20 protein-coding genes are annotated in these 26,163 nt (G+C 34.0%); 11 read left to right on the forward strand and 9 right to left on the reverse strand.

Features of this window, described 5'->3' with window-relative positions:
* Window positions 1-80 precede the first annotated feature (80 nt).
* The 3 genes from MYP_RS15610 to MYP_RS25210 all read right to left on the reverse strand — a co-directional run bounded on the left by MYP_RS15610 (window position 81) and on the right by MYP_RS25210 (window position 4,726).
* Window positions 81-1,778: an outer membrane protein assembly factor BamB family protein gene (locus MYP_RS15610; RefSeq protein ID WP_045465111.1), complete on the reverse strand. Its 1,698-nt coding sequence runs from the start codon at window positions 1,776-1,778 to the stop codon at window positions 81-83.
* 43 nt (window positions 1,779-1,821) lie between these two features.
* Window positions 1,822-3,330 (reverse strand): YCF48-related protein, encoded by a 1,509-nt coding sequence (locus tag MYP_RS15615; protein ID WP_045465113.1) that lies wholly within the window; start codon window positions 3,328-3,330, stop codon window positions 1,822-1,824.
* 367 nt (window positions 3,331-3,697) lie between these two features.
* Window positions 3,698-4,726, reverse strand: a complete 1,029-nt coding sequence (locus MYP_RS25210; protein ID WP_156140661.1) for a helix-turn-helix domain-containing protein — start codon at window positions 4,724-4,726, stop codon at window positions 3,698-3,700.
* 152 nt (window positions 4,727-4,878) lie between these two features.
* Here MYP_RS25210 and MYP_RS25215 point away from each other — a divergent pair, with 152 nt between their 5' ends.
* The 5 genes from MYP_RS25215 (at window position 4,879) to MYP_RS15645 (ending at window position 8,637) form a co-directional block, all read left to right on the forward strand.
* Complete coding sequence (locus MYP_RS25215) at window positions 4,879-6,045, forward strand: helix-turn-helix domain-containing protein (RefSeq protein WP_052430258.1); 1,167 nt, start codon at window positions 4,879-4,881, stop codon at window positions 6,043-6,045.
* A gap of 133 nt (window positions 6,046-6,178) precedes the next feature.
* Window positions 6,179-6,847, forward strand: coding sequence for a diphthine--ammonia ligase (locus MYP_RS15630; RefSeq protein WP_045465115.1), 669 nt, complete (start codon window positions 6,179-6,181; stop codon window positions 6,845-6,847).
* Window positions 6,848-7,090: 243 nt separating this feature from the next.
* Window positions 7,091-7,330: a DUF5522 domain-containing protein gene (locus tag MYP_RS15635; protein WP_197060099.1), complete on the forward strand. Its 240-nt coding sequence runs from the start codon at window positions 7,091-7,093 to the stop codon at window positions 7,328-7,330.
* A gap of 85 nt (window positions 7,331-7,415) precedes the next feature.
* The gene (locus MYP_RS15640) at window positions 7,416-7,826 is read left to right on the forward strand and encodes a hypothetical protein (protein ID WP_045465119.1); all 411 of its coding nucleotides are present in this window, start codon (window positions 7,416-7,418) and stop codon (window positions 7,824-7,826) included.
* Between the two features lie 91 nt (window positions 7,827-7,917).
* Window positions 7,918-8,637, forward strand: coding sequence for a hypothetical protein (locus MYP_RS15645; RefSeq protein ID WP_045465121.1), 720 nt, complete (start codon window positions 7,918-7,920; stop codon window positions 8,635-8,637).
* Between the two features lie 489 nt (window positions 8,638-9,126).
* Here MYP_RS15645 and MYP_RS15650 read toward each other — a convergent pair whose 3' ends face one another.
* A complete protein-coding gene (locus MYP_RS15650; RefSeq protein WP_045465123.1) occupies window positions 9,127-9,939 on the reverse strand; it encodes a LuxR C-terminal-related transcriptional regulator in 813 nt (270 codons plus the stop codon).
* A gap of 706 nt (window positions 9,940-10,645) precedes the next feature.
* On the opposite strand from MYP_RS15650, the gene MYP_RS15655 reads away from it, so the two are divergent.
* The 5 genes from MYP_RS15655 (at window position 10,646) to MYP_RS15675 (ending at window position 15,042) form a co-directional block, all read left to right on the forward strand.
* Window positions 10,646-11,698: a sensor histidine kinase gene (locus tag MYP_RS15655; RefSeq protein WP_045465569.1), complete on the forward strand. Its 1,053-nt coding sequence runs from the start codon at window positions 10,646-10,648 to the stop codon at window positions 11,696-11,698.
* Complete coding sequence (locus tag MYP_RS15660; RefSeq protein ID WP_045465124.1) at window positions 11,691-12,386, forward strand: LytR/AlgR family response regulator transcription factor; 696 nt, start codon at window positions 11,691-11,693, stop codon at window positions 12,384-12,386. The genes MYP_RS15655 and MYP_RS15660 overlap by 8 nt, the downstream gene beginning before the upstream one ends.
* A gap of 119 nt (window positions 12,387-12,505) precedes the next feature.
* Window positions 12,506-13,201, forward strand: coding sequence for a porin family protein (locus tag MYP_RS15665; protein ID WP_052430259.1), 696 nt, complete (start codon window positions 12,506-12,508; stop codon window positions 13,199-13,201).
* Window positions 13,202-13,283: 82 nt separating this feature from the next.
* On the forward strand, window positions 13,284-14,006 hold the full coding sequence (locus tag MYP_RS15670; protein WP_197060100.1) for a DUF4386 domain-containing protein: 723 nt from the start codon (window positions 13,284-13,286) through the stop codon (window positions 14,004-14,006).
* Window positions 14,007-14,124: 118 nt separating this feature from the next.
* Window positions 14,125-15,042: an NAD(P)-dependent alcohol dehydrogenase gene (locus tag MYP_RS15675; protein WP_045465127.1), complete on the forward strand. Its 918-nt coding sequence runs from the start codon at window positions 14,125-14,127 to the stop codon at window positions 15,040-15,042.
* A gap of 308 nt (window positions 15,043-15,350) precedes the next feature.
* Here MYP_RS15675 and MYP_RS15680 read toward each other — a convergent pair whose 3' ends face one another.
* The 3 genes from MYP_RS15680 to MYP_RS15700 form a co-directional block, all read right to left on the reverse strand.
* Complete coding sequence (locus MYP_RS15680) at window positions 15,351-15,650, reverse strand: GIY-YIG nuclease family protein (RefSeq protein WP_045465129.1); 300 nt, start codon at window positions 15,648-15,650, stop codon at window positions 15,351-15,353.
* A gap of 1,212 nt (window positions 15,651-16,862) precedes the next feature.
* Window positions 16,863-17,498 carry a fibronectin type III domain-containing protein gene (locus MYP_RS15690; protein WP_045465133.1) on the reverse strand — a complete coding sequence of 212 codons (636 nt, stop codon included), beginning with the start codon at window positions 17,496-17,498 and terminating at the stop codon, window positions 16,863-16,865.
* A 669-nt stretch (window positions 17,499-18,167) separates the two neighbouring features.
* Entirely contained in the window at window positions 18,168-18,554 is a 387-nt protein-coding gene (locus MYP_RS15700; RefSeq protein ID WP_156140663.1) for a hypothetical protein, read from the reverse strand.
* Window positions 18,555-19,240: 686 nt separating this feature from the next.
* On the opposite strand from MYP_RS15700, the gene MYP_RS15705 reads away from it, so the two are divergent.
* Window positions 19,241-22,384 carry a hypothetical protein gene (locus tag MYP_RS15705; RefSeq protein ID WP_045465137.1) on the forward strand — a complete coding sequence of 1,048 codons (3,144 nt, stop codon included), beginning with the start codon at window positions 19,241-19,243 and terminating at the stop codon, window positions 22,382-22,384.
* Between the two features lie 233 nt (window positions 22,385-22,617).
* On the opposite strand, the gene MYP_RS25220 is transcribed toward MYP_RS15705, so the two are convergent.
* Window positions 22,618-25,338 carry an SMEK domain-containing protein gene (locus MYP_RS25220; RefSeq protein WP_052430260.1) on the reverse strand — a complete coding sequence of 907 codons (2,721 nt, stop codon included), beginning with the start codon at window positions 25,336-25,338 and terminating at the stop codon, window positions 22,618-22,620.
* 274 nt (window positions 25,339-25,612) lie between these two features.
* The gene (locus tag MYP_RS15715) at window positions 25,613-26,080 is read right to left on the reverse strand and encodes a hypothetical protein (protein WP_045465139.1); all 468 of its coding nucleotides are present in this window, start codon (window positions 26,078-26,080) and stop codon (window positions 25,613-25,615) included.
* Between the last annotated feature and the right edge of the window lie 83 nt (window positions 26,081-26,163).

Here is a 26,163-nt window from a genome sequence, read left to right on the forward strand (position 1 = left end):
GGCTTCTGTTGAGTAACCAAAAATGAAGATGAACCTTTATCAAATTCATCCGTAAAAAATATTCCCCAGATAAAAAGACCTTATTTCACAGTGTATTTTTCAATTTCTCCCCAGTTAAGTTTAATGACACTTTGCCCGTCCACTGTAACATTTCGTTTGTAGGCATCATCCATCTTGCCTTTCAGCTTTCCTTCTTCAAGATCAAATGAGACCAGCTTATTCAGATCTTCTCCTATCTGAAGAAAATATCTGTTCCCCCTTTTGAACACTCCATTTACATCACTGACCTTAAGCTCATATTTTGTTTTTCCGGATGCAAGATCCACAGCAAAAACTCCATTGTCATATACTGCATAAGCCAGTTTCCCATCATCACTACTCCATACCGCAATAGCTTTATCCACCTTCAGATCTTTAATAACAACCTTATTTAACATATCTCCGGATTTAAGATCTATGGTGTAAAAAGCCTTATCGCTGAAGAAGCTTACCTTACCATTATCCTGAATCAGGTCCGATATGAAATCAATCTTATCTCCCAATTTCTTTTCATCCCACAATACCTTTCCGGTTTTGCTGTCAAAAGCCTTTATTCCAGCCTTTCCACGCATCTTAAACTCCGTTTTGTATGTTTCCGCTCCATTATTAGGATTAGTAATCACCGACTGAACATTGATGATTCCACCGAATTTAGCCAGCACAACACCTCCCTGAATTGTAACAAAGGGAATCACATCAGAAGAAGAATACTTTGGAGATTTCCACAACACGTTGCCTGTTTCCAGATCACATTTCTTAATACCATAAGTTTCCGAAGTCAGGTCTGCAATATAAACGCCGTCATCTGTCACCAAAGGCATATCAGCAATGCTTAACTCCTGCCTTGCCTTTAATCCGACACTTACTTCAGAATTATTAAAGTCGGAAGTCCACAATAATTTACCTGTGGAAAGATCCAGTACCGAAATTCCTTCATACACTACAAACACTTTGTTCTGTGAAACAAAGAAGTCTATCATATCCTCATCTGAAACAATTGTACTTACTATTTTCACCTTCAGCTCTGATGACCATAACTGAGTTCCTCCTTTATTTGCAGAAACATTTATTACTGTTGTTTTTCCTATAGCAGCCCTGAGCAGTTTCCTTTTATAATTCAGATTTACCTCAATACTTTTTTCAGGAATATAAATTTCAGAGTTTACTTCTTTTCCCCAGGTAAAAGGTACCCCGGGTCTGTATACAACGAATGAACCATAGTCTGCAGTAGTTACGTTAATATCCCTTCTTATTTTAGTTCCATATACCTTTTTCAAAGGAAGCGAAGCCAATGGTATAGAATTATCCACTGGATTCTCCTGGGGTTTAGGCTTGATTAGTTCTTTAAATTTGTTTTCATCATTGCCGGTTTTCCACAATTCATTTCCATTCTGAACGTCATATAATACGACAATCTCTTCCTGACTTTTCTTTTCGACAGGTTTGTATGTCACTTCCACGACTCCGTTATTGTAATACCATACTTCCTTTGCTTCCTTGAAACCTTTTTCCTGAAATTTGAATCTCCACAAGCTCTTACCTTCTTTTCCTATAACGCTTATTTCTTTTTCGCTAGCCCCAATAAAATAGGTTCCATAGTCATCCCAGGTTCTGCATAAAGTGGCTTTAAATCCATGATCTGCTTTCCAGGCAAGAGGAAATTTATCCTGAGCTATTGTATCTGTAATAACCAAAAATAAAATAAGGATAAAGATTATTTTTTTAATAGATGATATCATATTGTTCCTTTCATTTTATACTTAAACATTTAAAAAAACAGATCTAAAAAGCAACCTTCCAGATCCTTTCCCCTTCATCATTGACCAATCTTATCAGATAGAAACCACTTGTAAGTTCTCTGAAGTTGATCTTATCAGAACTGGATTCCTGATGGTGCATATATACCTTTCCATTTATATCATAAACTTCGACACTGCCAGTAAAAGGCTTATCCATGCGCAGCTCTTTGTTCTGAAGGTCAAAATGATAACCTTTATTTGATAGCTGATCTTTTACACCTGTAGATTCCATTATATTCAGACTTATTTTACTCAATTCCTTTCCTTCTTTATCTTTTATCCTTACTATAATACTGTATAGGTCAGAAGGGACAGTCCAGGCATACTGACCTTCTACCAAAGCCTGTTTTCTCGCATTATCAGCAGACAAATCCGCTGCTATGACATTCCAGGTGTAACCATTGTTGTCAGAATACTCAATGGTGACAGCAGAGGTATTTTCAATTTTCCATTTAAAATAAATTGTTTGCCCGGTATATACTGTTGATCCTGAAAGGGGTTCTGTAATACTTCCTGTGGAAACTGGTGGGAATACACCATACCGGTAGATTTTGGATCCCTGAGCTACCCAGCCGTGAGAAAAATCATGAAAATAAATTACGGAAGACTTAATAGACGCATCGCTTAAAGTCCAATTGATTCCACCATTTGTGGTATAATGAATTCCTGCTGAACTAGTTGTCCAACCTTCATTAAAATTGAAAAATACTCCATTGGTTACAGAAGCTGAGGAGGGTTGATAAGGTGTTACTGACCAGTTGACTTTGTCAGGACTATTTACCATTACTACCGCTCCATCGCTTGTTTTCCGGTGGAGGATCATATTATTCCCTTCTCTGTAAAATATATTGCCAAATGACCATGCCGGAGCAGGTGTACCGTATGTAGTCCAGGTATCTCCATTGTCTAATGACAAATAAACGGAGCCTGTATTCATAGTAGCAAAAATTGAATCTTTTCCTCCAAAATGCATGCTGCTTGGGATGGACATGGTAGTTCTGCTCCATGATTCACCAGCATCAACAGTTTTATAGATATAGCCATCATCCACAACGACCCAGGCCGTTTTTCCATTTTTGACAAAGATCTTTTCCACTACTTTCACATATTCTCCCGACAATCTGATTCCGGAATTTTTATAAGTCCAGGAAGCACCTCCGTCTACTGTTCGCAGAATACCTGTTCCGGCTCCTACAGCATAACCTGTGTCTCCCTTTTCAGTAAACCGGATGTCGTGGAATAAATAAAAATTCGGTCCATAAGCTTTTGCCCAAGTGGCTCCGCCATCTTGTGTTCGGTATATTTCGCCCATTTTTGTTGCAAAGGCGCCCCGGCTCAGAGATGAAAAATGAAGCGCTGTAATATTTCCATTTTCTCCAGCTGTGATAACTCCACTCATTTCTGTCATACTCCATTGAGCATGAATACTTTTAACCTGAAATACTACTAACAGCAGTGTAATAATAAATAATCTGCGTAATGTTCTGTTCATAGAAAATATAAGATGGTCTGTTAAAATTTTTCTAATCGATCCGGTATACCTGATATTTATTTAAATAGTACTATTTCAACATTATAATAACCTGCCCGATAATTACTATCAGGCTGAAGATTACAGGAACGATCTGTTGCTTTTACTTAGTTTCCATAAGAAAATAAGTGTCCATTCTTAATGTTCCGGTAATTGAGTTATTGGGTCAAATGTAGGTTCGGAGAGGAATAAAACAGTATCAACTTATAAAGTGGTACAACATTTAAAAATGAGTAGGCATGTTGTGCATTTCCATAGAAAAGCTAATAGCAGACAATCAAGAAGATAAATATTTATTTATCAATAAATTATACAATAACAACAAAAATCAGTTGACAGGATGGTGAGAATTTCGGAACTCCGTAGGGGTTTTTCCTGTCAGTTTCTTAAATGATCTGTTAAATGCCGTCTTTGACCCAAAACCACTTTCTTCACCAAGTGCCTCTAATTTTAAATGAGTCTTTTGAGGATCAGAAATAAGCTGTTTAAATTCCTTTACACGAAATGAATTGACAAAATCAAAAAATGAGTAATTGTATTTTTCATTGATTAAACCTGACAAGTCATTCACCGAAATCCCAGTCAGTTCGGATAACTGTTTCAAAGATAATTCAGGGTTAAGATAAGGTTTAAGTTCTTCCATACATTTCAAAAGCCGGATCTGATAACCTGTTTTCTTTTCTTCATCCAGTTTAAAACCGGATTTCCTCTGCACTTCTTCCATGTGTACCAGAGGCTGATTAAGAGTTTTGAGCATCAAACTCAGATAGATACTGCTAGTATAAATTCCCATACCAATCCTGTTCCATTCCGGTAAACCGATAACAATAAGTAAAGGTCCGAGAAAAAGCGCGAGAAATAATAAAAAAAGAATAAGATGATTGAGCCAGTCCAGCCGAATTTGTTCAGTTGACGAAAAATTTTCCTCCAATCTTTTCGAATAACTCTTTATTGCCTGTAAGCTTTTCAAAACATATAAAAGGAGTAAAAGTACCATTCCTCCGAGAAGCAATGCATTCGTGACAGTAAAGCGATTTTCTTCTTCATAGTAGTATGCACTGATCTCCTCCTTACTCTTGAATAACATAAGATACAGAAGGTTGAGAATTGCAGGAACTACCATGATAAGATGCTTTATATTCCGGTGGTTCTTCCACCTGAAACTGCCTGTCAAGCTAAGCACATAAAAATAAAAGACCGGAAACGCTGCACAGAGCAAAATACCGGAAACAGGGTCGATGTATGGATATTCATCCAAAAAACCAGTCTGTAGTGCCAGGTGCTGAAGGTGTATTACCGAAAACAATAAAAAGAATGCAGCCAAAAGTCCGTTCGAACTCCGGTTCCGTTTATTCACCAGCAATAAAGCTGAAATGATCCACAGATGAATAATGCAAAAAAGAGTAAAATATAGCGAATACAAGTCTATCTATCTTTCTAAAACAGTCAATTTACAAATCCGTATTTATTTACTAATTTAAAATTTTAAAATCTTTATTTCTTTTACGCGTGACAGAGTCCTTTATAAATATTTTTACCATCCTCAATCTCACTATTTTAGCTTTACTTTTATACTTTAAACAAGATGAAACAAAAGCAAGCAAATTTCTGGCAGTTGTAGTTTTCAGTCCTGCTACACCGTTTTTACTAAATTTTCTTATTTATACAGGTGATATTAAGGATAATCCCTGGCTGCAATTGTTAAGTTTTGGGCACCTGTGGGCACCTGCAGTGTTATTTTATGTGAGAGCAGTTTTGAGAATGCACTTTAGCCCTTCTATGCTATGGCCTCATTTTATTCCTCAGGCCATCTGTACCAGCTTATGGCTTATCAGCATAAGCAAGGGGAGAGCCTATACTGATGTCCTTTTCGACAATGTATTTCATGGAAAATTTCCCTGGGAAATAACAGTATTAAATTTTCTGCTTTTGATTCAGGCACTTGGCTATCTCACTTATTCAGCAATACTGATTAATAAACAGTATCCTTTTCAATTAAAAGAGCGCATAAAAAATATTATCCTGCAACCTGAGAACCTCTTTTCAAATAACATACAGAATGAAAAAAACTATCGGGGAAAATGGTTAAAGCATTTTATAGGATTGTCCATTTCAATCAATTTGATAGCTATTATACTCTATATGTCATTTCCTGAAAAGGAGGTAAGCTATATATACGTTCCGGTTCTTTATAATTTTATATACATACTAATTGTCTATAAGAGCTTCCGGTATTCTCCAATCTTTATGCCAGCTGATTCTTCAAAGATTTTTCGTTATTCCGGATCTTCATTGTCAAAAGAGCAGTCTCATGACTGTTATTTAAAAGTCATCAATCTGATCAGGGAAGAGAAGCTTTATCTGCAATTTGAATTAAAGCTGGAAGACATCGCCAACCGGTTAAACTTATCAACACAATATGTTTCACAGGCAATCAATCAAAATGAAAATAAAAATTTCTTTGAATTCATTAATTCCTATAGAATAGAAGAAGCAAAAAAGCTGCTAAGAGAAAGATCAGATCTTACTATTGAAGCCATTGCCTATGACAGTGGATTTGGATCTAAGGCTGCATTTAACAGAACATTTAAAAAAACTACAGGCCAAACTCCTTCTGAATTTATAAAGACAAGCTTGCAGTTTTCAAGTGCTATAATTTTATTATTATTTTCATAGGCCGAAAAGAATTAATACGAATATTCATTCATTGGTTCCTCATTTTAGATAATCAGAATGTAGTTCAGGCAATTCACAATTACTCAATAAAACATTCAAGTGTTTTATGGTTATAAAGAGGTTTTACTATACTATGAAGTTCAACAATAATCAATCCTTTGTAACATCCTGGAGTGGAGGGAAAGATAGTTGCTTTGCCCTTATGGAAGCGGTAAAATTAAACGGGAAGCCAAAGGTTCTTATGAATATGATGAACGAGAATGGTTTGGTATCAAGATCTCATGCTATTCCGGAAAAAATTTTACATCAACAGGCTATTGAACTAGGTTTGCCAATGATCACTGTGCCATCTACCTGGAATGATTATGAAAGAAATTTTATAAATACTCTTAGACAACTCGTTGAAGAGTATGAAATCAATTCTGCGGTATTTGGAGATATTGACTTCGACTCCAACAGAGCCTGGGAAGAAAAGGTCTGTGAGGCAGCAGGCATAACACCTATATTACCATTATGGAAACAGGACAGAAAAGATCTTGTGATAAAAATGCTGGCAGAGGGTCTTCACTGTGTTATTGTTTCATGTAATCAGCAATTGGGAGAAGGCTTTTTGGGTAAAAAACTTGACGATGATTTAATTAATAGGTTAGAAGAGTTGGATGCCGATGTTTGCGGTGAAAATGGAGAATATCATACCCTTGTGGTGAATTGCCCACTATACAGAAATGAACTTAATGTTGAATTTTTGGCTAAAAGAAAACATAATAATTATTGGTTTCTGGAAATGAAGCTAAAACCATGAATGCTATCAGAAAATATTTAAATACAACTCTTTTGGAAAGATTCCATCTGGTGCAGACACCAGCCAGGGCGGAGGAAATGAACTTAATATTGAATTGACAACTAAGAGAAATCATAATAATTATTGGTTCCAGGAAATGAAGCTTAAAGGATGAATACAATCAGAATAAAAACATGCTCACGCTGCAACACAAATTTCTCATGCAGTACAGAAAACTGCTGGTGTAATGAATTGCCTCCAGTTATGTCCTTGCCAGATGAAGGAGACTGTTATTGTCCTCTTTGCCTGAAGGCGATAATTAGTGAAAAACTTGGAGTAGACGCAGTATCTGAAAATAAAGGAAAAACTGAGCCTTTAATAGAGCAGGAAGACTATTATTATAACGAACATGGGAACTGGGTATTTACAGCCAAGTATCTTTTAAAAAGAGGCTATTGTTGTAAAAACGGTTGCAAACATTGTCCGTATGGGTTTAGAAAGTAAAGTGTAATATTTTTAAAAAATAATAACCTCAGAAAAATGAATAATAACAAGCTTGGTTTCAATTTAAAATAAAATATTTCAGTCAATGCCCTATTTTTACTTTATCTTTTTAGTATTTCATTTTTTGTTCTTTGTTAACCTTGAAAGCTATTCCCAATCTTTTTATAAATATGAATTCCGAATATTTAAAGAAGGCAAACTCATTACTGATAAATCCAGAAACGTTCGGGTAGAGGCAGGTAAGTATAATTTGTATACTCAAAAGTATATCAGGCTCCCGGACACTTGTACCGATCCTGGGAAATACTGCTTTACCGGTCTCTTCGATTGCTTGGAAGAATCTAATGAAAAACTACTTTTAAAAATATTCACCAAGAATGATTCAATGATCATATATACCAGTGTATCATTAGACTCACTGGTTTATATGCCAGGTGAATATTTTTTTGATCAAAGCAATGCAGGTTATTTTAATATAGTAGGGAGTAAGCATTGAATTAGTAAGTGATCTTGTCAGATTAAAACGCAAAAGGTCCCATCAATGGAGCAATAAAAAGCCATCTTTTTTTACGAGTCTTCAACACGCATTGGATGAATATGAGGATCTTAAGATTGATCCGCTTGATTCTTCGATTTTTGTTACAAAAAAATATAACTCCTTATTATCTACAAAAGATCTGGGAGCTCATTGGAAGAAAATTGAACCAAGGTTTAATGATAAAATCCGAAATGTATGTTTCACAGATGATGGCAACAAATATCTGATTATAAAAAGAGGAGATCATACCTTTAAATGTGATTTCAATACTTATTTTAAAGGTGAGATTTTAATGGATTCCATTGAAGACAAGGGATGGTATCATTTTGAATGTCCGGAGAGTAATGCAAGACATCAATTTGCTTTTAAACTGAATAATAATTTTTTTGATGATAATTATTCAAAAGATGATTGCGATAGTTGTCCTGTAACTTATAGAGACCTAGGGAACCCAGTCTTTCAAATGAAACGTAATGTTAAGTTTTGGAATACAGCTGCTCATAAAATGGAATATGTAAACTCTGAGTATCCCATGCTTTATGAATTCAATCATAAAAAGGTTTTGCTATTAAACCATTGTTTCCTGTACTCTGAAGATGGTAAACGCTGGAAATATTATCCATTCCGTGATTTTGATGAATACAGACCATTTGAATATGACAGGTGGCTTCATTCTACAGAAGTATCCTACTTTTGTTGGCTGGAAGGGAAGGGACTACTATTCAGATATAAGGATATTGGATTGTTTTTGATAGATGTTTATCATTGATAACCGACTGCACAGACTCCCCGCCGGTGCCTGCACCGGACGAAGAGGAGAGATTATAGAATGATTATGACTATTGCTACACGGAGAAAACGACTATCTTAATTTTTAAATTGTCTACCTTTGAAACTGCAAGTCAATAGACTTGCTCTTATTTGTGGGTTGAAGTCAACAGACTTCCAACCAGAGAGCGCTATACTTTTAGGTCATGAGGACTTTTCCTTATGCAATCAACTTAACATTGTTTTGTATACAACAATCGGCTGTTTGGTCATCCTGAGCCCTGCTACGGATCTGATAGTCAAAAAATAATTTGCTATTTAAACCACCATTCTACCTGATAGCTTAATTTTATTCATTTTGAGAGTTCAGAGAGTTCAGATACTTCACAAGGTCAGCATGACAAAGTAAAGTTTATTAAGTTGTCAGTTATGATGCAGACACCAGCCGGGGAGAAGATTGCAAATTCGCAAGAGCCGAAGTAAATGGATATTACAGCAATCCATAAGCTATCGACTTGGAAAGCAGTTCTCCTGTATTTTTTGCATCCATCTTCTTCAGCATCTTCTTCCGGTGGTTATAAACAGTATGCTCACTTATAAATAGCATGTCGCTGATTTCATTGCTCGATTTTCCATGCCTCATTAAGTTCAGAATCTCAAGTTCTCTTATGGAAAGAATATTTGGCTCAGGATCTGAAAGGTAATTTTTTGAAAAAATGGGATGATAAACTCCACCTTCATTCTTCTTTGAGATTCCAAGAGTCATATTTCCGTCATTCTTAAAATCACTGATATCTGTAACCAGAATTAATGCTATACTAGCTTTTTTACAGTCATCACCATGAATAATTGACAATTGCTGAAGAAAACTACCAAGAGATCCGTCTTTACGAAATGCATTATAATTAAAAGTAACGCGCAGGTCTTTGATTTCCTCAAGACTTGTGCAACGATCAAAATGATCGAACATGATAGGGAATATTTGATTATGAATAATTTTAAGCTGTTCCTCCGGCAAAAGGGATATCGTCATCTGAATACCCTTCTCATAAAATTCCTCCTGTGAATACCCTGTTATACTTTTAACACTTTCACTCATGTAAATGTAGCTCAGCGTCGAAAAATCCAAAATACTTACCACCCCATGAAACTCCTTTAACAGTTGAGATAATTGAAGAATATCAATCAGGCCTTTTTCCCTTTCGCCTGTCAGCCGGTGCTCTGATATATAACCGTTAAATATCTTTACTGCTTCCTTGTGGTGATGTATATAAGACTTAGGGCTTTGTTTGGAATAAGGCATAAATATTCGAACTGTTTTTCTTAATCTATCCTAAGATAGTTCATTTTACGTAACTCTCTATATTTTTACTAGTTTCAGGAAAAGCTTTTTAACAGAAAAACAAGTGCTTACGTCGGAAGCATAAAAAAGCTTCCTTTCCAGAGCAGCCTTTTAATATAATATAGGTTTTTAATATATAGCAGGGAGTATACCATATAAAGAAACGTAACATAAATGCTATTGAGTCCAAATACAATCCAGATCTCCAATCTGGTGCATATTGAGTCGTTCCGGATTCAGATTTGCTCGGGATTGGGATCAATCAGAAAAGCTGGGGATTGATCTAGTTGTTTCAAGATCCCCCTCCCCGGAGATATCTGCACCATAGCAGTCAACATAACATTGTTTTGTATTCAACAATCGGGCTGTTTGGTCATCCTCAGCCCTGCGAAGGATCTGATAGTCAAAAAAAGTTATTTAAACTACCATTTTACCAGAAAGCTTAATTTTAGTCATTTTGAAATCTCAGATTCTTCGCAGGGCTGAGAGTGACAAGGAAAGATTTTGTTAAGTTGAAAGCTATGGTGTTTGCACCGGACGGAACCTTTTCTTAACTGCTTAACCTACAGAGTGACCAGTCAAGGACAGGCCATGGAACGGATAGGGAGATTTCCAATGCTCGCTATTACTTTGTTGTCTTTGGGCTTTTTAATTGGTATATTTAGTTGTGAAAAAAACATTTGTCTTTTTGCTTCATTTAGGCTTCTGGGCTTGCTATTTCCTGCTTGTATTTATCGCTTTAGGTTTATACTACAGAAGCAACCATGATATATCCCGTGTGATGAATGCTTTAAACACCATTTTGCTATTTGCATTTATTCCTTCCGTCGGATCCTTTTATTCTTATTATTTTCTTTTGTTTGCAAGATATCTTCAAAAGAAGAAGATATTTCAATCCATATTCATAGGAATACTTATTTCATTGGTAGTAGCCATCTTGGCATATATTTTACTGCGCTTTTTTATAGAATCGGGCCGCATCATTGATATGGATGAGGGAGGTAAAAATGGCAGATCTACTGCACCTCAGACAATATTGGTGATGACCATTATCGGCTTGTTGAGCGGAGGAGTTGCACTCGTCATGAAAGGATTCATCACCTGGTATAATGAAATAAAGCTCAAGGAAATTTTGAGGGAAAAGAACCACGAAATGGAGATGATGCTGATAAAAAAGCAATTTGATCCTCATCTCTTGTTTAATACCATTAACAATATTGACTCATTAATTTTAAGAGATGCCGTTTTGGCTTCTGATTATCTAAATAAGCTATCGGATATCATTCGATTCGTACTTTACGAAACACGGGCAAATGAGATCCTGCTTTTGAAGGAAATAGAATATCTGGAAAAATATATCGCTCTGCAAAAGATAAGGACTGCCAATGAGACCTATGTTTTTTTTTCGGTAACAGGTACTATTGGTGATAAATTAATAGCCCCCATGATCTTTATTCCATTCATTGAGAATGCCTTTAAGCATACTACCAATAAGAAAATGGAAAATGCCATTACGATTAAGATTAATATTGATGATGAATCTATTCGTCTCACCTGCGAAAATAAATATGATTCAAAAACGGTTCCGCAAACATCAGGTGGATTGGGTAATGAACTTATTAAAAAAAGACTAAGTCTTATATATCCGGATAGGCATACGTTAGAGGTTAATAATGACAACGAGTTGTACCGAGTAAACCTGATTATTAAAAATGGATAAGTATACCTGTGTAATAATTGAAGATGAGCCCCTGGCTCTGGAGAAGGTGAAAAGCTTTGTAGAAAAAGTACCTTTTCTGCAGCTGAGTGCCACCTTTGACAATGCGCTGACGGGACTGGCCTATCTGAACAACAACAAGACAGATGTATTATTTCTTGATATTAATATGGACGAGCTTTCCGGGATAGAGCTCCTCGAAAGTACAAAAATCAACAGCCAGGTTATTATTACAACCGCTTACCAGGAATATGCTTTGAAAGGATACGAACTGAAAATAACCGACTATCTTTTAAAGCCATTTACTTTTAATCGCTTTTTACAGGCGGTGAACAAAGCTCAGGAGAACCTGACTCTTCGTAGCTCAGAACCTCCTCTTGAATTCATTTTTGTGAAAACCGAAAATCGTCTGGAGAAGATTATGCTGAATGAAATCGTATATATTGAAGGGATGAGAGACTATCGGAGAATTCATACGCTCAACAAGAAAATTATGACTCTTCAAAACTTCAGTGAATTCGAAAAGCTGATTCCTTCAAGCCTGATTTGTAGGGTGCATAAATCATATATGGTGGCCCTCAATAAAATAGAGTCTATAGAACGTGGTCGGATTAAAATTGCTGACCAACTGATACCCATCTCTGACACCTATAAGGAAGCTTTTTATCAGCACATCCAAACCGGAGCTTAATCTGGCTATTTATTTCACAGAACAAAAACGGCAACATGCAGACATCCTTCCAGCTTTTGCATAATTAAATTTCTGGGCCAGAACCATTTCTATTTCTTTGTTAAAAAAATCAGGGAAATATGAATAAAAATGTAACAAAGGGAATTGTACTAGGTCTGATTTTCTTATCCGGAAATTTATTTAGTCAGACAACTGAAGTAACACCTGAAAAAGCCCCGGAGGCAACCAAGAGCCCCCAAACTTCTTTCCACTTTATATTAAATGCCGTAGGTTCAAACTTCAACTATGGTAAGTCAAACAGAGCTATGGCAGATTACAGGAAATCTGTTTCAGGTGTACAGGTAGGTGGGTCATTTCAGGCAGGTATCACTCCACGCTTGTCGTTTGTGTCGGAAGTTTACTTTGTAATAAAAGGCGGCAAACTGAAATCCAATAATCCTTTGACCACCGAGGAACAAACCACGAGATTATACACCATTGAATCACCGGTACTGGCGCGAATTCACCTTGGAAAATTCCATGTGAATGCAGGCCCTTCCATTGCCTACAATCTTGCGGGAAGACTAAAAAGAGATGAGTCTGTCGAAAAACTATCTTTTAGCAATTCAAATGGAGGATTTAAACGCCTGGATGCAGTAGTTCAGGTAGGTGTAGGATATACATTTCGTATAAAACAAAAGCAGTATGTCGTGGATGTGAGATATTCTTATGGATTAACAAATATCTCCTACGACAAAGAGATATATAACAGATACCTCACCCTTAGTCTGTATGGTTTAAAACCGTGGAAAAGAAACCCGCTCGGAAGAAATTAAAAAGTCTCTGCTTCTTACAGCCGTAAAGGTTTTATCAACCATAACGCATTAAGGAATTCAATAAATCTTAAAAACCAAAAAAATGAATGCAAATTTAAATGCCGCAGGAGTCATGATTAGCCAGACAGTGCCAGCCCCGGTAAGTTCGCACCGAAAGTCTTCACTTACTGCAGGTATACTTTACCTGCTCACTTTTGTTTCGATTCCGACGTTTGCTCTTTATGATCAGATTCATGCTCCGAACTATATACTTAGTTCTGGTTCTGGCACTGCTGTGATTATCGGAAACATCCTTGAGCTAATTGTAGGGCTCACATGTATCGGCTCTGCCGTTGCACTTTACCCTGTGCTCAGAAAGCAAAATGAAGGAATGGCACTGGGCCTGGTAAGCTTGCGGATACTGGAAGCGGCGACCATCTTCGTTGGAGTAATGTTCCTTCTGACAGTGGTCAAGTTGCACCAAACGTCAGCAGGAACTGAAGCATTGGTCAACAGCAACACACTGGTTATTATGTATGACCGTATCTTTCTTATCGGGCAGAGTCTCATGCCAGCCATAAACGACATATTGCTTGGCATCTTACTATATCAGTCGAGGTTGGTACCGCGCAGCCTTTCGCTTATCGGAATAATCGGGGGACCTGTACTTTTAGCAGGTGACTTCCTTATATTGTTTGATTTTATCGAACAGCGTGCCCCTTTGATTGCGCTCACTGCTGTTCCTGTTGCAGTATTTGAGTTCTCACTGGGGGTGTATCTCATTGTAAAGGGCTTTAAGCCCACGCCCGGTACTCTAAACAAATAATAGAAACTCTCCTGTATGACTTATGGGGAGGCAACATTCGGATTAGAAGCGTGTATATATTTGCTCTATGCGCTTCTATCCTTCAAAATATTGATAAAAAACTAATAAGACTTTAACAATGAAAGCAGTTGTTTATGAAAAATACGGGTCGCCTGATGTTCTCGAGTTAAAAGACATTAACAAACCTATTCCTAAAAGAAATGAAGTATTAATAAGAGTTTATACTACCTCCGTATCGGCAGGCGATTGGCGCTTACGAAAGGCAGATCCGTTTCTTGCAAGATTATTTAATGGATTGTTCAAACCCAGAAGAGTGAAAGTGCTCGGGTTTGAATTGGCAGGCGTTGTGGAGGAGGTCGGGGAAAAAGTTCAGTCGCTTAAGCGAGGCGATGCTGTTTTTGCATCGTGTGGCTTGAGATTTGGTGGCTATGCAGAGTATGCATGCCTTCCGGCCAATGAATTGATTTCATTAATGCCTTCGAATATGACATTTGAAGAGGCTGCTACGGTTCCAGTTGGCGGACTTACTGCATTGCGTTTCTTGCGACAGAACAATGTCAAGGCCAATGATAAGGTGCTGATATATGGCGCATCCGGAAGTGTGGGAACTTTTGCTGTGCAGATTGCAAAATCATTTAATGCTGAGGTTACTGCAGTGTGCAGTACCGCAAACACCCGTCTGGTTTCACAGCTTGGTGCACATCACATTATTGATTATACCCAAACTGATTTTTTAAAAGCAGAAACTCGTTTCGATTTTGTATTTGATGCAGTAGGAAAAACCTCAAAATCTGCATGTAGACATTTATTAAAACCGGGAGGTAAGTTTATTACTGTCAAGGGTTCTCCGAAATCAAGGCCTGATGATCTCTCGACCTTAAAAGAAATGATTGAAGCCGGAAATCTTATCACGGTAATTGACAGAAGATATACACTCGAGCAAATAAGAGAAGCACATGCTTATGTTGAATCATTCCGTAAAAAAGGAAATGTTGTTATCAATATAATACCGGGTCAGGAGCAGCAGCAGCTCTGACAACAAAGCAACTTTCAGATTCCTGATTGAAATTGCAATTTGTTTTATAACTATCAGATCCTTCGCAGGGCTCAGGATGACAAAGAAGGGACTATGCTTATCGCACTGTACTTTGCCTTCGTCATGTTGAGCTTGCGAAACATCTGAGCCTTCCAACAGAATAAACTTTACCTATCTTTAGGATTCTTGCTTGATATTGCTAGTTTATTTATAACTATCAGATTCTTCGCAGGTCTCAGGATGACAAAGGAAAGCGACACATTTAATACGAGGCGTTACCATGAGGAATAAGTGACTCATTTGAAAAATTAAATTTCATCATTCAGAAAATTCCATTCAGGATTAAATTCATCAATCAACTTCACTTTTTTATCTCTTGTCCACCCTTTTATTTCTTTTTCTCTTTCTATAGCATGATTTATATAGGAATGCCTTTCAAAATAAATAAGGTTATAGCAAAAATATCTTCCTGCAAAGGTTTTCTTTTTTCCCTTACAATCTTCATAATGCTGATTCATTCTTGTATAAAGATCATTTGTAACACCTACATATAAAACCGTCTTTTTCGGATTTGTAGTTATATAAACAAAGAAATTATAATCTCTCAAACCATTTAATTATTTAAAAATTGTATCCATTGTATAACCATCTGAGTTTTCAAAAGAATGGAACATGAAATATCTGTCAGATTCTTGCTTGATATTGCAATTTGATTTATAACTATCAGATCCTTCGCAGGACTCAGGATGACAAAGAAGGGACTATGCTTATAGCACTGTGCTTTGCCTTTGTCATGTTGAACTTGTGAGACATCTGAGTTTTCCATAAAAATAAACTTTACCTATCTGTCAAATTCTTGCTTGATATTGCTAGTTTATTTATAACTATCAGATCCTTCGAAGGGCTCAGGATGACAAAGAAGGACTATGCTTATAGCACAGTACTTTGCCTTTGTCATGTTGAGCTAGCGAAACATTTGAGCTTTCCAAAAGAATAACCTTTACCTATCTGTCAAATTCTTGCTTGATATTGCTAGTTTATTTATAACTATCAAATCCTTCGCAGGGCTCAGGATGACAATGAAGGACAATGCTTATAGCACTGTAATTTGCCTTTGTCATGTTGAACTTGTGAAACATCTGAGCCTTCTAAAAGAATAACTTTAACTATCTGTCAAATTCTTGCTTGAAATTGCAATTTGATTTATAACTATCAGTTCCTTCGCAGGGCTCAGGATGACAAAGAAGGGCTATTCATATAGCACTGTAATTTGCCTTTGTCATATTGAGCTAGCGAAACATCTGAGTTTTCCAAAAGAATAACCTTTACCTATCTTTCAAATTCTTGCTTGATATTGCAAGTTTATTTATAACTATCAAATCCTTCGCAGGCTCAGGATGACAATGAAGGACAATGCTTATAGCACTGTAATTTGCCTTTGTCATGTTGAGCTTGTGAAACATCTGAGTTTTCTAAAAGAATAACCTTTACCCATCTTTCGGATTCTTGCTTGATATTGCTAGTTTATTTATAACTATCAAATCCTTCGCAGGCTCAGGATGACAAAGAAGGACTATGCTTATAGCACAGTGCTTTGCCTTTGTCATGTTGAGCTAGCGAAACATCTGAGCTTTCCAAAAGAATAACCTTTACCTATCTGTCAAATTCTTGCTTGATATTGCAAGTTTATGTATAACTATCAGATCCTTTGCGGGGCTCAGGATGACAAAGGAAAGTGACATTCTCAGTGCACGGGGAGGCTATTCTGGATAATGCAGCTTTCTAAAAATTCATTCATGACCAGATCTACCACCTGCTGATTAAATAGCATATTTAGTGGCCGGATCACTCCAGGCACTTTGCCCTGCCGATGCTACTGCAGCAACTTTAAACCAGTATTTTGTACCACTTTCCAGATTCTTTATAGTAGCTCTGGACTTGGTAGAAATAATGGCAACACTCCAGCTTTCATCTTTGCTCAAGTCTGATGTAAGCTGTACTACATAACTCTTAGCACCTTTTACTGAATCCCAGGAAAGCTCTATTTCCTTTTCATTGGCTGCCACAGCCAGTAAGCCTTCCGGTGCTGAAGGAATTCCAGTAGGAGTCTTTGAAGCTTTTACGCTCATTCCCGCCAGCTTAATTTTGATTTCATCTCCCTTTGCTGTGCTTTCTACAAAAGCAGCCAGTTGATTCAGGACAGCATCAAGCTCTGATGATTTGTCATCTAAAATACTGTACTTGGTTGAAACAGTTTGTCGGGCTAGCTTTACATCTGCATGTGCTTTTTCCAATTCCCCAATAGCAGAACCCACTGTTTCCAGTGATGGAATAGGTGAAGGAAATTGTTCGTTTGCTGTAAGTGCCTGTACAATTTGTCTGGCGAGAGTAAGTTTTTCTTCTACGGAAGACCCTCTAAGGTTAAGCTTAACCTTTGCTTTTTTAGCGGTTGTCATAGCTGATATGTTTAATGTTGATAAAAAAATGATGGGACAAAAGTTTAAATATTGCCAATCAAATGCAAGAAATTTTTAAAAAATATTTTGTTGCATCTGTTTATGTGTCAGGTGTTTTTATGATTTTTTTTAGGTAGAAAACAAAGTCTACTAATATATAAGAAAAAATAGAAAATAAATAAGAAGAAAAAATTTCAATGACAAAATCAATTTCAGAATAAATAGCTCTTTCACCTATCTGAAATTCTAAAAAAGCATTGATTATATTCATTCTGATAAGTAAAAAAAACAATTTTATTGCATGTAAATCAGAATTACAGTCTTGCAAATCAGAATTACAAGCTTGTAAACTGAAATTACAGTCTTGCAAATTGAAATTACAAACATGTAAATAGAAATTACAAGCATGTAAACTGGAATTACAAGCATGCAAATCGAAATTACAATCTTGCAAAGTGGGATTACTGTCTTGTAAATTGTAAATTCAAGTTTGAAAAATGAAATTACAGTCATGCAAAATGAAGCCTCTTCATGAAAATCATTATTTCTTTGAATGAAATGATATACACACGAATGTTATTTCGGATATTATGACCTGTCCGAGGTTTGGTCTGTGGGAGTATTGTAATTGGATGAGGGGATCAGCTTCTCCATTTAGCTGCGATTCGATTATTTCTCATCCCAAATCCTTCTTAATAGTGGAGTGATTCTAAATTCTTCAATTTCGGATTCGTATAATGTCCATTTGTATATTGTATACTTGTGGATTTCAAAATCCTGATTTAAGAGATCTCGTACTTGATCTGCGATGTTTTCGAAGTTCTTCTTATTCTCAAATTCATCTAAAGCGTATAGAATAGCCTCCATTAAGACAAACTTTTCATCTTCATCTGTGATTTGTCCATATTCTTTAAGGCATATGTTAATGTCAATTTCATTCGAAATTTCCAATGGCCAATCCTGCATCCAATCTTTACAGGTCCAACCAAATTTATTGATTAAGGAATCTATAGCTGCCTTAGTTGAATATCTTGGCTCAGGTTTTCCTGTCTTCATATTTTTAATATTATCCAATTTTAACCAATATTCCAATAATCCTTTAAGGAAGATATTTAAAGCAAAAGCCAGGACTTGCCTTCGCATGGGGATTTAAAAAGAATAAATGATATGGTAGATGGTAATGTATTCTCGGAAATCCTCGTTGACCAAACGAGGACTTTTGGGGCAATGTCAAATAGACTTCAATCAGAGGGAGGAGTTGTTTATGTATGCTGCAAAAATAATGTAACAGAAATGCATATGATTCAGTAACTTCTTTTACAAAAAAATCGTAGGTTACAACATATTTTATATATTTGCCATTGGGACTATTTTTAATGCTATTATTTTGTTTTTTAAAGATTTTTGTGTGGTGCGTTTATAGTGCATAAGATAATCCAAAGATTTATTTTATAGGGATAGAGGCTTAGGCCTATTCATTAGTACCTCAAGTTATAAATAAACTTGCTTTCATTTTGTGGGAAGAAGTCAAATAGATTTCCGCCAGAGGGGAGATATAAGTTGGATAAACGCCATATTGCATTTATTTAAATGTTAGCACCATTTGTAGATTAATAGCTAGTATGTCAGGGCACGGAGCAAAGGTTTTACGATTGTTACTTGTAAGTATTAAATCATAGTTGCTTATTTTACTAAGCAAAATATAAATATAATATGTAACTGTAGTTTATTTTTACTTTACTATGTATTATTACTATAACTATATTCCTTCTACTGTTGAAGACGCTTTTAGAAAACTTCAATCCTATATATACTTTGAAAGTACGGACTTATATTTACGAAATCAATTAGCTGAATTTATTTCTGATGGAAAAATAGATGAAAAGCTAGATAGTATAAGTAAAAAACTATCTGAAAATGAAGGCACATTTAAGTATAGTGACATTAAATTAAGATATTATCCCAAAAAAGTATCAAATTCTTTTAAAAAGATTGATTCAGCATATATTCCACCAAATTTTTACACCAATCAAATTTTTACTGATAATGCAGAGGTTGAAAATATTGCAGTTTTTGCTGACGTACCAATGGAACTTCAAATCATTGCAGTACTTTGGATTCTTAAATATGGTTTTGTATTGGATAAAAATCTTAGTAAACATTGTTATGGAAACAGATTAATACTCCCAACTAATGAATTCTCTGGACAAGGAAGAAGTTTATTTAAACCTTATATAAAGCAGTACCAAAAATGGTGGTCCAATGGTTTAAGAGAAGCAAAAGAATTATTAGATAAGGGTGAAGATGTAACCATAATTACATTTGATTTCAAAGATTACTTTCATAGTGTTGAATTAAATTTTTCTGTTTTAGAGAAGGAGTTGTCAGAATTGCATAATGACTTTGATCCTAACGACATTATTCATAAAGTATTTCGAAAAATTCATGAAGAATATAAAAAATGTTTAAGGGAAATAGATCATCCTTCAGCAAGTTTATCCATGGAAGATGTCGTACCCTTACCTATTTCATTGTTAAGCTCATTTATTCTAGGAAATTGGCATTTAAAAAAGTTTGACAAAGAAATTTTAGATAAACTAAATCCTGTTTATTATGGTAGGTATGTCGATGATAATATTGTTGTTATAAGAGACTCTGTGATTAAAGAATTTAATAAAGAACATATAGAAGATCTAAGACAAAATTTCATTAAAGAATATGCATTTTTCGAAGACATAAGAGAAGAAAAAAAGATTAACATTTTAATGTATTTCATTTTTAAATACTTAGATAAAATATTTGTACCTGCAGTTGATGCAAAGGTAAAAGACAATTTGAAATTTCATCTACTTCAAAATGGCCTTTCAAATATTTTTTTACAAAACGAAAAGCTTTTTATTTACCAATTTAATGCAGAACATTCTCCGAATTTAATAAACAAATTTATTGAAGAACAAAAGGAAAGAAGTAGTGAATTTAGATTTTTGTCAGATGATGCAGATGAATCATTTAGCGATTTTGAAGAAAATACATTTGAATCAAACTTTGAAACTATTGATGTAAACAAAGCACGCTTTAAAAGTCTTGAGGATAATAAGTTTAAATTATCAGTCTTTTTTGCCAAACTAATCAAAAGGAAAATTTTAAATGGGAAAGATTATAAAAATGATGAATTAAACAAAATACAGAAATATTTTCAGGGGATTTACTCGATTAAACACTACTACTTTTGGGAAAAGCTATTTACTCTATATGTGGTATCGAATGACCATGAAAAATTTTCTAAACTATTAATTACAATAATAAACCAACTCGAAAAAATTCAGATAAAAAGTCAGATAAATATATCAAGGGAAAAATTAATTGGTTCTTTAAACAAGCATTTAATTTATTCTTTAGAAATGTCTTTAGGCTTGAATCCACGATTTCTTACAAAGAAGATCTTAAAAATTGTTGAAGAAAAAATTACTCATAATTTAAATATTAGAAAATTTAGAAATTCACATTTACTGAGAAAACAATATATTTATTATCCTCTAATTCAATTTACTCAAAGCATAAAGGATGATCAATCATCCTTATTTGATCCTAATTTTTTTAATAGTAGGGACTGGAAAGAAAAGGATTTTTTGATTATTAATAAATCTTATATTCCTTATCGAGTAAAATTTTATGAAACTTGTTTATTTACCTTTTACCAAACAATTTATTTAAAAACCATCCACCAAAATCTTAACAACAAAAGATGGCTAAATGATATTTTAAATAGTGAAAAATATTTAAATGACTCATTTGATTTATTTTATAGGATCAATATTTCGACATTTTCTCAAGATAAAGAAGTGGTACGTGATAAATACTTCAAATTAGGCAATTTAGACTCCTTTGAAGAAATAAAACATGATACTGAAGGGAGAGTAAAAGATAATTATAAAAATTTTGAAACATCCGAAATATATCTTCAGAATGGGAGTAAAGAGTTAAAAACATGTCGTATAGGCTTAGTAAATCTTTATGTTGATTTTGTGAATTATGAAAAAAGCTTAGATGGAAAACCTAATTTATCATCTGACAGGATTGAACTATATTCTTCCATTTTAGATAAAGTGAATGAGATAAAAGATATTGATTTATTTGTTCAGCCAGAATTAAGTCTACCTCATGCACTTCTATATACTTATATCAAAAACTGCGCTAATAAACAAATTGGGTTAGTTTCTGGAGTAGAACATTTAAAGGCGAAAAATGTAGGTTATAATTTTGTTTTAACATCATTGCCTATAAATGTTTTTGGTGATAAAGATGCTATTCCAATCATTCGCCTCAAGAATCACTATGCACCTGAAGAGGAAGAATGGATTAGAGGCAAAAAAATGGTTGTTCCTAAGCCAAATCCATACCGTTACGACCTATTTGTCTGGAGAAATGTATATTTTGCAACATATTATTGTTATGAATTGGCAGATGTATTTCATAGAATGGCTTTCTATTCTAAAATTGATTTTATCTGTGCTCCAGTTTGGAATGTTGATACACATTATTATAATAGTATCGTAGAATCAGCCAGTAGGGAATTACATTGTTATTTTATAAAAGTAAATACATCACAATATGGAGAAACAAGAGTAACGAGACCTACTAATATTGATAGAAGAGATAAAGTAAGAGTAAAAGGAGGGACAGTGGACGACTATAAAGTTGCTGTACTTGTTGCAGACTTGGACATAGAAAAATTAAGAAAATTTCAAAAATTGGAGTATTCCGCACAGAAAGACCTGAATAAAGATAAAAAATGGTTTAAACCTACTCCCCCAGATTTTCCTGTTGAAAGTGTATGGATTAGAGACAACAAAAAAATGTTTAGTGAAAAAAGAAATGAGGATTAAGAGATAGCCTATTCAATTTCTATGACTTGAAGATTAGAAAATAACTATTACAATTTATCCGCTTAAATATTTTATAATCACGGTTTCCAGATAACCTCTATACGCCCATCACAATGAGTTTTATTTAATTTTGGGGGGCAATATCTGCCGGAATGGCAGTAGCTGCCCCCGGGGGCAACTTCCCGGAATAAGGGGGCAATATGATCTGGGATCTCTAGCATACACTAAAGGCTTTATGATTCTTTAAAGTTAGGAATATTTTTCTTGAGAATTTTAATTAAATCAGTATGCTCTATATTTTTAGAATTTTTATTATCATAAACTCGATCAAGCATGCTTACTTTAATTTTAACATTTAATTTAATTATTGAAATTAACAATTCGAGGTTAATTTTTACTCCATAAAAATATTCTTGTTTCATTTTTCTGAAATTAACGTTCTTCATTGATAATATAGAAATTGACGAATTTGAGAAGTTTACATTTTCAAAAGTAACATTTTCAAAAACACAATCACCTAAATAAGATTCGGAGAAATCACAATTTTTAATTAAACATTCATAAAATCTTGTACAAAACATTTCAGTATGTGAAAATTTACAATTTATGATATCAGAACCTATGAATTGAGAATCATTAAGATCTGAATAACTGAAATTAATATTATGATTTATGACACCACCTACTCTTCCAAATAGAGTTGCATCTATCCTAGTCAAATCCTGGAAGCTTAAATCGTCAAATCTGAACGAGGAAAAGGAATTGCCTAAAGTTTTTAAATAATCAACTACTTTCTGCCTCGTTTTAATGTTTGATAGATAATTGAATTCAGGTGAAAGTAATCTTAAAAATAACCATGTTCCATTAAAAGAATATAATGAACGTAAAATTGGGTCTTCCTCTTTATTTGAATCAAATGAGTATAGAAAATCTTTAGCAACAAGATCATTAAAGAAAATATTTACCCTTTGGGCAATATTATCTTTATTATCAATTTTAGCAATCATTTGCATTAAATACCCTTCAATTTCTCTGCTAATAGGTTGTAAGGAGAATAATTCATTAATTAATTTTAGAGCATCATGAAAACTATTAATAACATACTTCCCTTTCATATCTTTATTTATAAACTCGAAAGAAAAACTTCTAACTAATTTTTCAGCTACCATAAATTCTTGAAGAGATTTATGAAGGAATTCAATTGCAAAGTCTTTATCATTTCCATTTTCAAGTATATCTTTTTCGCTTTCTTTAAAATAAAAGGAAATCATTATTCCTTTAATGCTTTCCCTAAACTCCAAATTGCCTAACTTTTCTAAGTAACTTTTTACCGAGCTCAGATTCATTAGTTCTTTTTTACTTATGTATCCATTGCCAGACTTATAAATTGCGAATGCGATTTCCTCAATAATTTCTCTTAAATCTTCTTTCTCGATGTTTTTTAAATTTTCAATTTGACCATCTTGGCTATACCTCCTTTCAATCAAATCTGTAAATAATCTATCGTATAAAGCTGTTCTATCAGTATACTTGTCAACTGGAGTTGATAAAGAGGCTAAGATGTGAAGAAGTAAGGGCTGTTCTATCAGTTCACGAATATATCTCTTTTTCTTGTATGAACTGATTTGTGAAAGTGTCAACCAAGAGTCTGGGTGAAATCTTTGATATTTTTCAACCCATTCATTTTGATGTTTTTCATCAAAAGAGTCAAGTTGAAAGATTAGTATATCTTCTTTTTTTAACTTTTCTAATTCAATATATCCGTATCTAGATGTTATTATAATTTGCAAACTATTGAATTTTTCTGTTTCTCTAATCAATTCTCGACAAAGTCTTTCAATATCATCCAGACGCAAACCTTCTTTCATAAATAATTCATCAAGTCCATCAAGTACAAGTACAGATTTTCTAAATGTGTGTTTGTTGATTTCTTTTTCTGTTAAAAAACACGCTTCTTCATAAAGTAAACTTAGTGGATTATTAATAAGATTTTTACTGTCTCTAATATCTTTAAGTTTAAAGTAGAATATATCTTTATTTCCAGATTCGGATGTCAAATGATCATAAACAAGTTTTATGCAAAAGGATGTTTTTCCTTGTCCTGGATATCCTAAAATTAGGGCTATGTTGGAAGTTTTAAATAGACTGTTATTAACGTTGTTAAAAAAGTGACTATTAAAGTAAGAATGTATGGAATGAAATTCAGTATTTTTATAGAAAAAGTCTCTTGAAGTATTGTTTTCCAATTTTAATACACTTTGATTGAGGATACAATATTCATGAGCTTTAAAATCTGGTTCCACATAAATATCTTTTAATGTCATTCCTTTTGCATCATTCATTACTACCTCATAATATCTCTTTTTTAAATTTTGGTAATACTTGCTTAGATCTTCTTTTGCTTCAATTTTCTCAAATTGATTTTTCAAGGCTAGCTCAATTAAGGAAAGTTGATTAATGTTATTAGTTTTATATAAAGTTTGAATGATGTCAATTTTATCAATAATATTTCTACTACTTGTAAATTTAAATTTTCTGTTACTTTTTAAACTAAACTCATTAATACATTTTTTTATGTGAATCTTTATTTTTGAATCGTCATATTTTTTTTGTTTCTCAGTGAGAATAAAAATATATAATGTATCACAGTTTGATTCGGATCCATATTTAAAAAATTTTGAGATGCAATCTTTAATCTTAGTGTTATTATTTGTGGATGTTATTTGAATGGCTATTCCTCTACTACTGTCGACTAAATCAATTGACGGATAATTCTTTTTTTCTGAATTGATATTTTTAAAGTTTGCATCATAGATAAGATTAAAAACTTCGATTAATGCATTTTCTGCGTAAATATTTAAACTATAATCTCCGATTGAATTTAATATTTTGACATTTTCTGATAATCGTGATAAAAATTTAGATATTGACTGAATCAATAATATAGTGTTCATTGGAAAAATATTAATTTAATAAAAACCTTTAATAGAGCTAAAATATGTTTTTTTGCACAAGTTAATAAACTTTCTTTTATTTGTGGGCTGATATCAATTAGACTTCAACCAGAAGGAGTGAGAGGTGGATTTATGATTTTGAGAAATAATAAATATTGTTCAAGTTCAATTAATAAATACTATTGATACCACTTCTCGCGATGCTATTAGTATTCCATAAAAACATCATTCAGGTAGTCGTCTCATTGATTCTCTAATCATAGTTTAGCTGGTTTTAAAAGTCCTTACTTTTCTTCAAAAAATCTATTTCTTCAATTACCTTCTTATTACAAATTACATCGATAAAAAACAATCCGTCTTCATTGTGGATAGTCAAGTTTAGTAGATATTCTTCCGGTTTTTTAACAAGATATTGAAACGTATTTCTATCCTCGACAAAGGATAACTTATTTACTGGTTTCCCTAGTTTTCTTGTAAGTTCGGTTTCACTTTCTCCGCTTTTAATATCTAATCCAATTTTCCTGAATATTTTATCCAGTATCGGTTTTTCAAATTCACTAAGATATAATGAAATACATTCTAAAGACTCCGGTAAGTCATAAGGTCTCAGGAAACTGCTGAATCCATAGATTTCTCCTGTCCATTGCTGGTCTAGATATTCATATCCGGAAGTTAATTCAATTTCTTCTTCAGAGATATAATCTTTTAATCTAATGGATGAAAATTCTTTGTGTGAAATCATCAGTGGATGTTTTTGTTTTCAAAGATGAAATTAGCCATTTTAACGGAGATTCGTACTGTTCAGGATCAATTATCAGATTAACA

The sequence above is a fragment of the Sporocytophaga myxococcoides genome, assembly GCF_000775915.1.
Classification (GTDB): domain Bacteria; phylum Bacteroidota; class Bacteroidia; order Cytophagales; family Cytophagaceae; genus Sporocytophaga; species Sporocytophaga myxococcoides_A.

Coding starts and splice junctions, on each gene's coding strand:
- MYP_RS15610 (WP_045465111.1), bottom strand. CDS start 1,778: ATGATATCATCTATTAAAAAAATAATCTTTATCCTTATTTTATTTTTG.
- MYP_RS15615 (WP_045465113.1), bottom strand. CDS start 3,330: ATGAACAGAACATTACGCAGATTATTTATTATTACACTGCTGTTAGTA.
- MYP_RS15630 (WP_045465115.1), top strand. CDS start 6,179: ATGAAGTTCAACAATAATCAATCCTTTGTAACATCCTGGAGTGGAGGG.
- MYP_RS15635 (WP_197060099.1), top strand. CDS start 7,091: ATGTCCTTGCCAGATGAAGGAGACTGTTATTGTCCTCTTTGCCTGAAG.
- MYP_RS15640 (WP_045465119.1), top strand. CDS start 7,416: ATGCCCTATTTTTACTTTATCTTTTTAGTATTTCATTTTTTGTTCTTT.
- MYP_RS15650 (WP_045465123.1), bottom strand. CDS start 9,939: ATGCCTTATTCCAAACAAAGCCCTAAGTCTTATATACATCACCACAAG.
- MYP_RS15660 (WP_045465124.1), top strand. CDS start 11,691: ATGGATAAGTATACCTGTGTAATAATTGAAGATGAGCCCCTGGCTCTG.
- MYP_RS15665 (WP_052430259.1), top strand. CDS start 12,506: ATGAATAAAAATGTAACAAAGGGAATTGTACTAGGTCTGATTTTCTTA.
- MYP_RS15670 (WP_197060100.1), top strand. CDS start 13,284: ATGAATGCAAATTTAAATGCCGCAGGAGTCATGATTAGCCAGACAGTG.
- MYP_RS15675 (WP_045465127.1), top strand. CDS start 14,125: ATGAAAGCAGTTGTTTATGAAAAATACGGGTCGCCTGATGTTCTCGAG.
- MYP_RS15690 (WP_045465133.1), bottom strand. CDS start 17,498: ATGACAACCGCTAAAAAAGCAAAGGTTAAGCTTAACCTTAGAGGGTCT.
- MYP_RS15700 (WP_156140663.1), bottom strand. CDS start 18,554: ATGAAGACAGGAAAACCTGAGCCAAGATATTCAACTAAGGCAGCTATA.
- MYP_RS15705 (WP_045465137.1), top strand. CDS start 19,241: ATGTATTATTACTATAACTATATTCCTTCTACTGTTGAAGACGCTTTT.
- MYP_RS25220 (WP_052430260.1), bottom strand. CDS start 25,338: ATGAACACTATATTATTGATTCAGTCAATATCTAAATTTTTATCACGA.
- MYP_RS15715 (WP_045465139.1), bottom strand. CDS start 26,080: ATGATTTCACACAAAGAATTTTCATCCATTAGATTAAAAGATTATATC.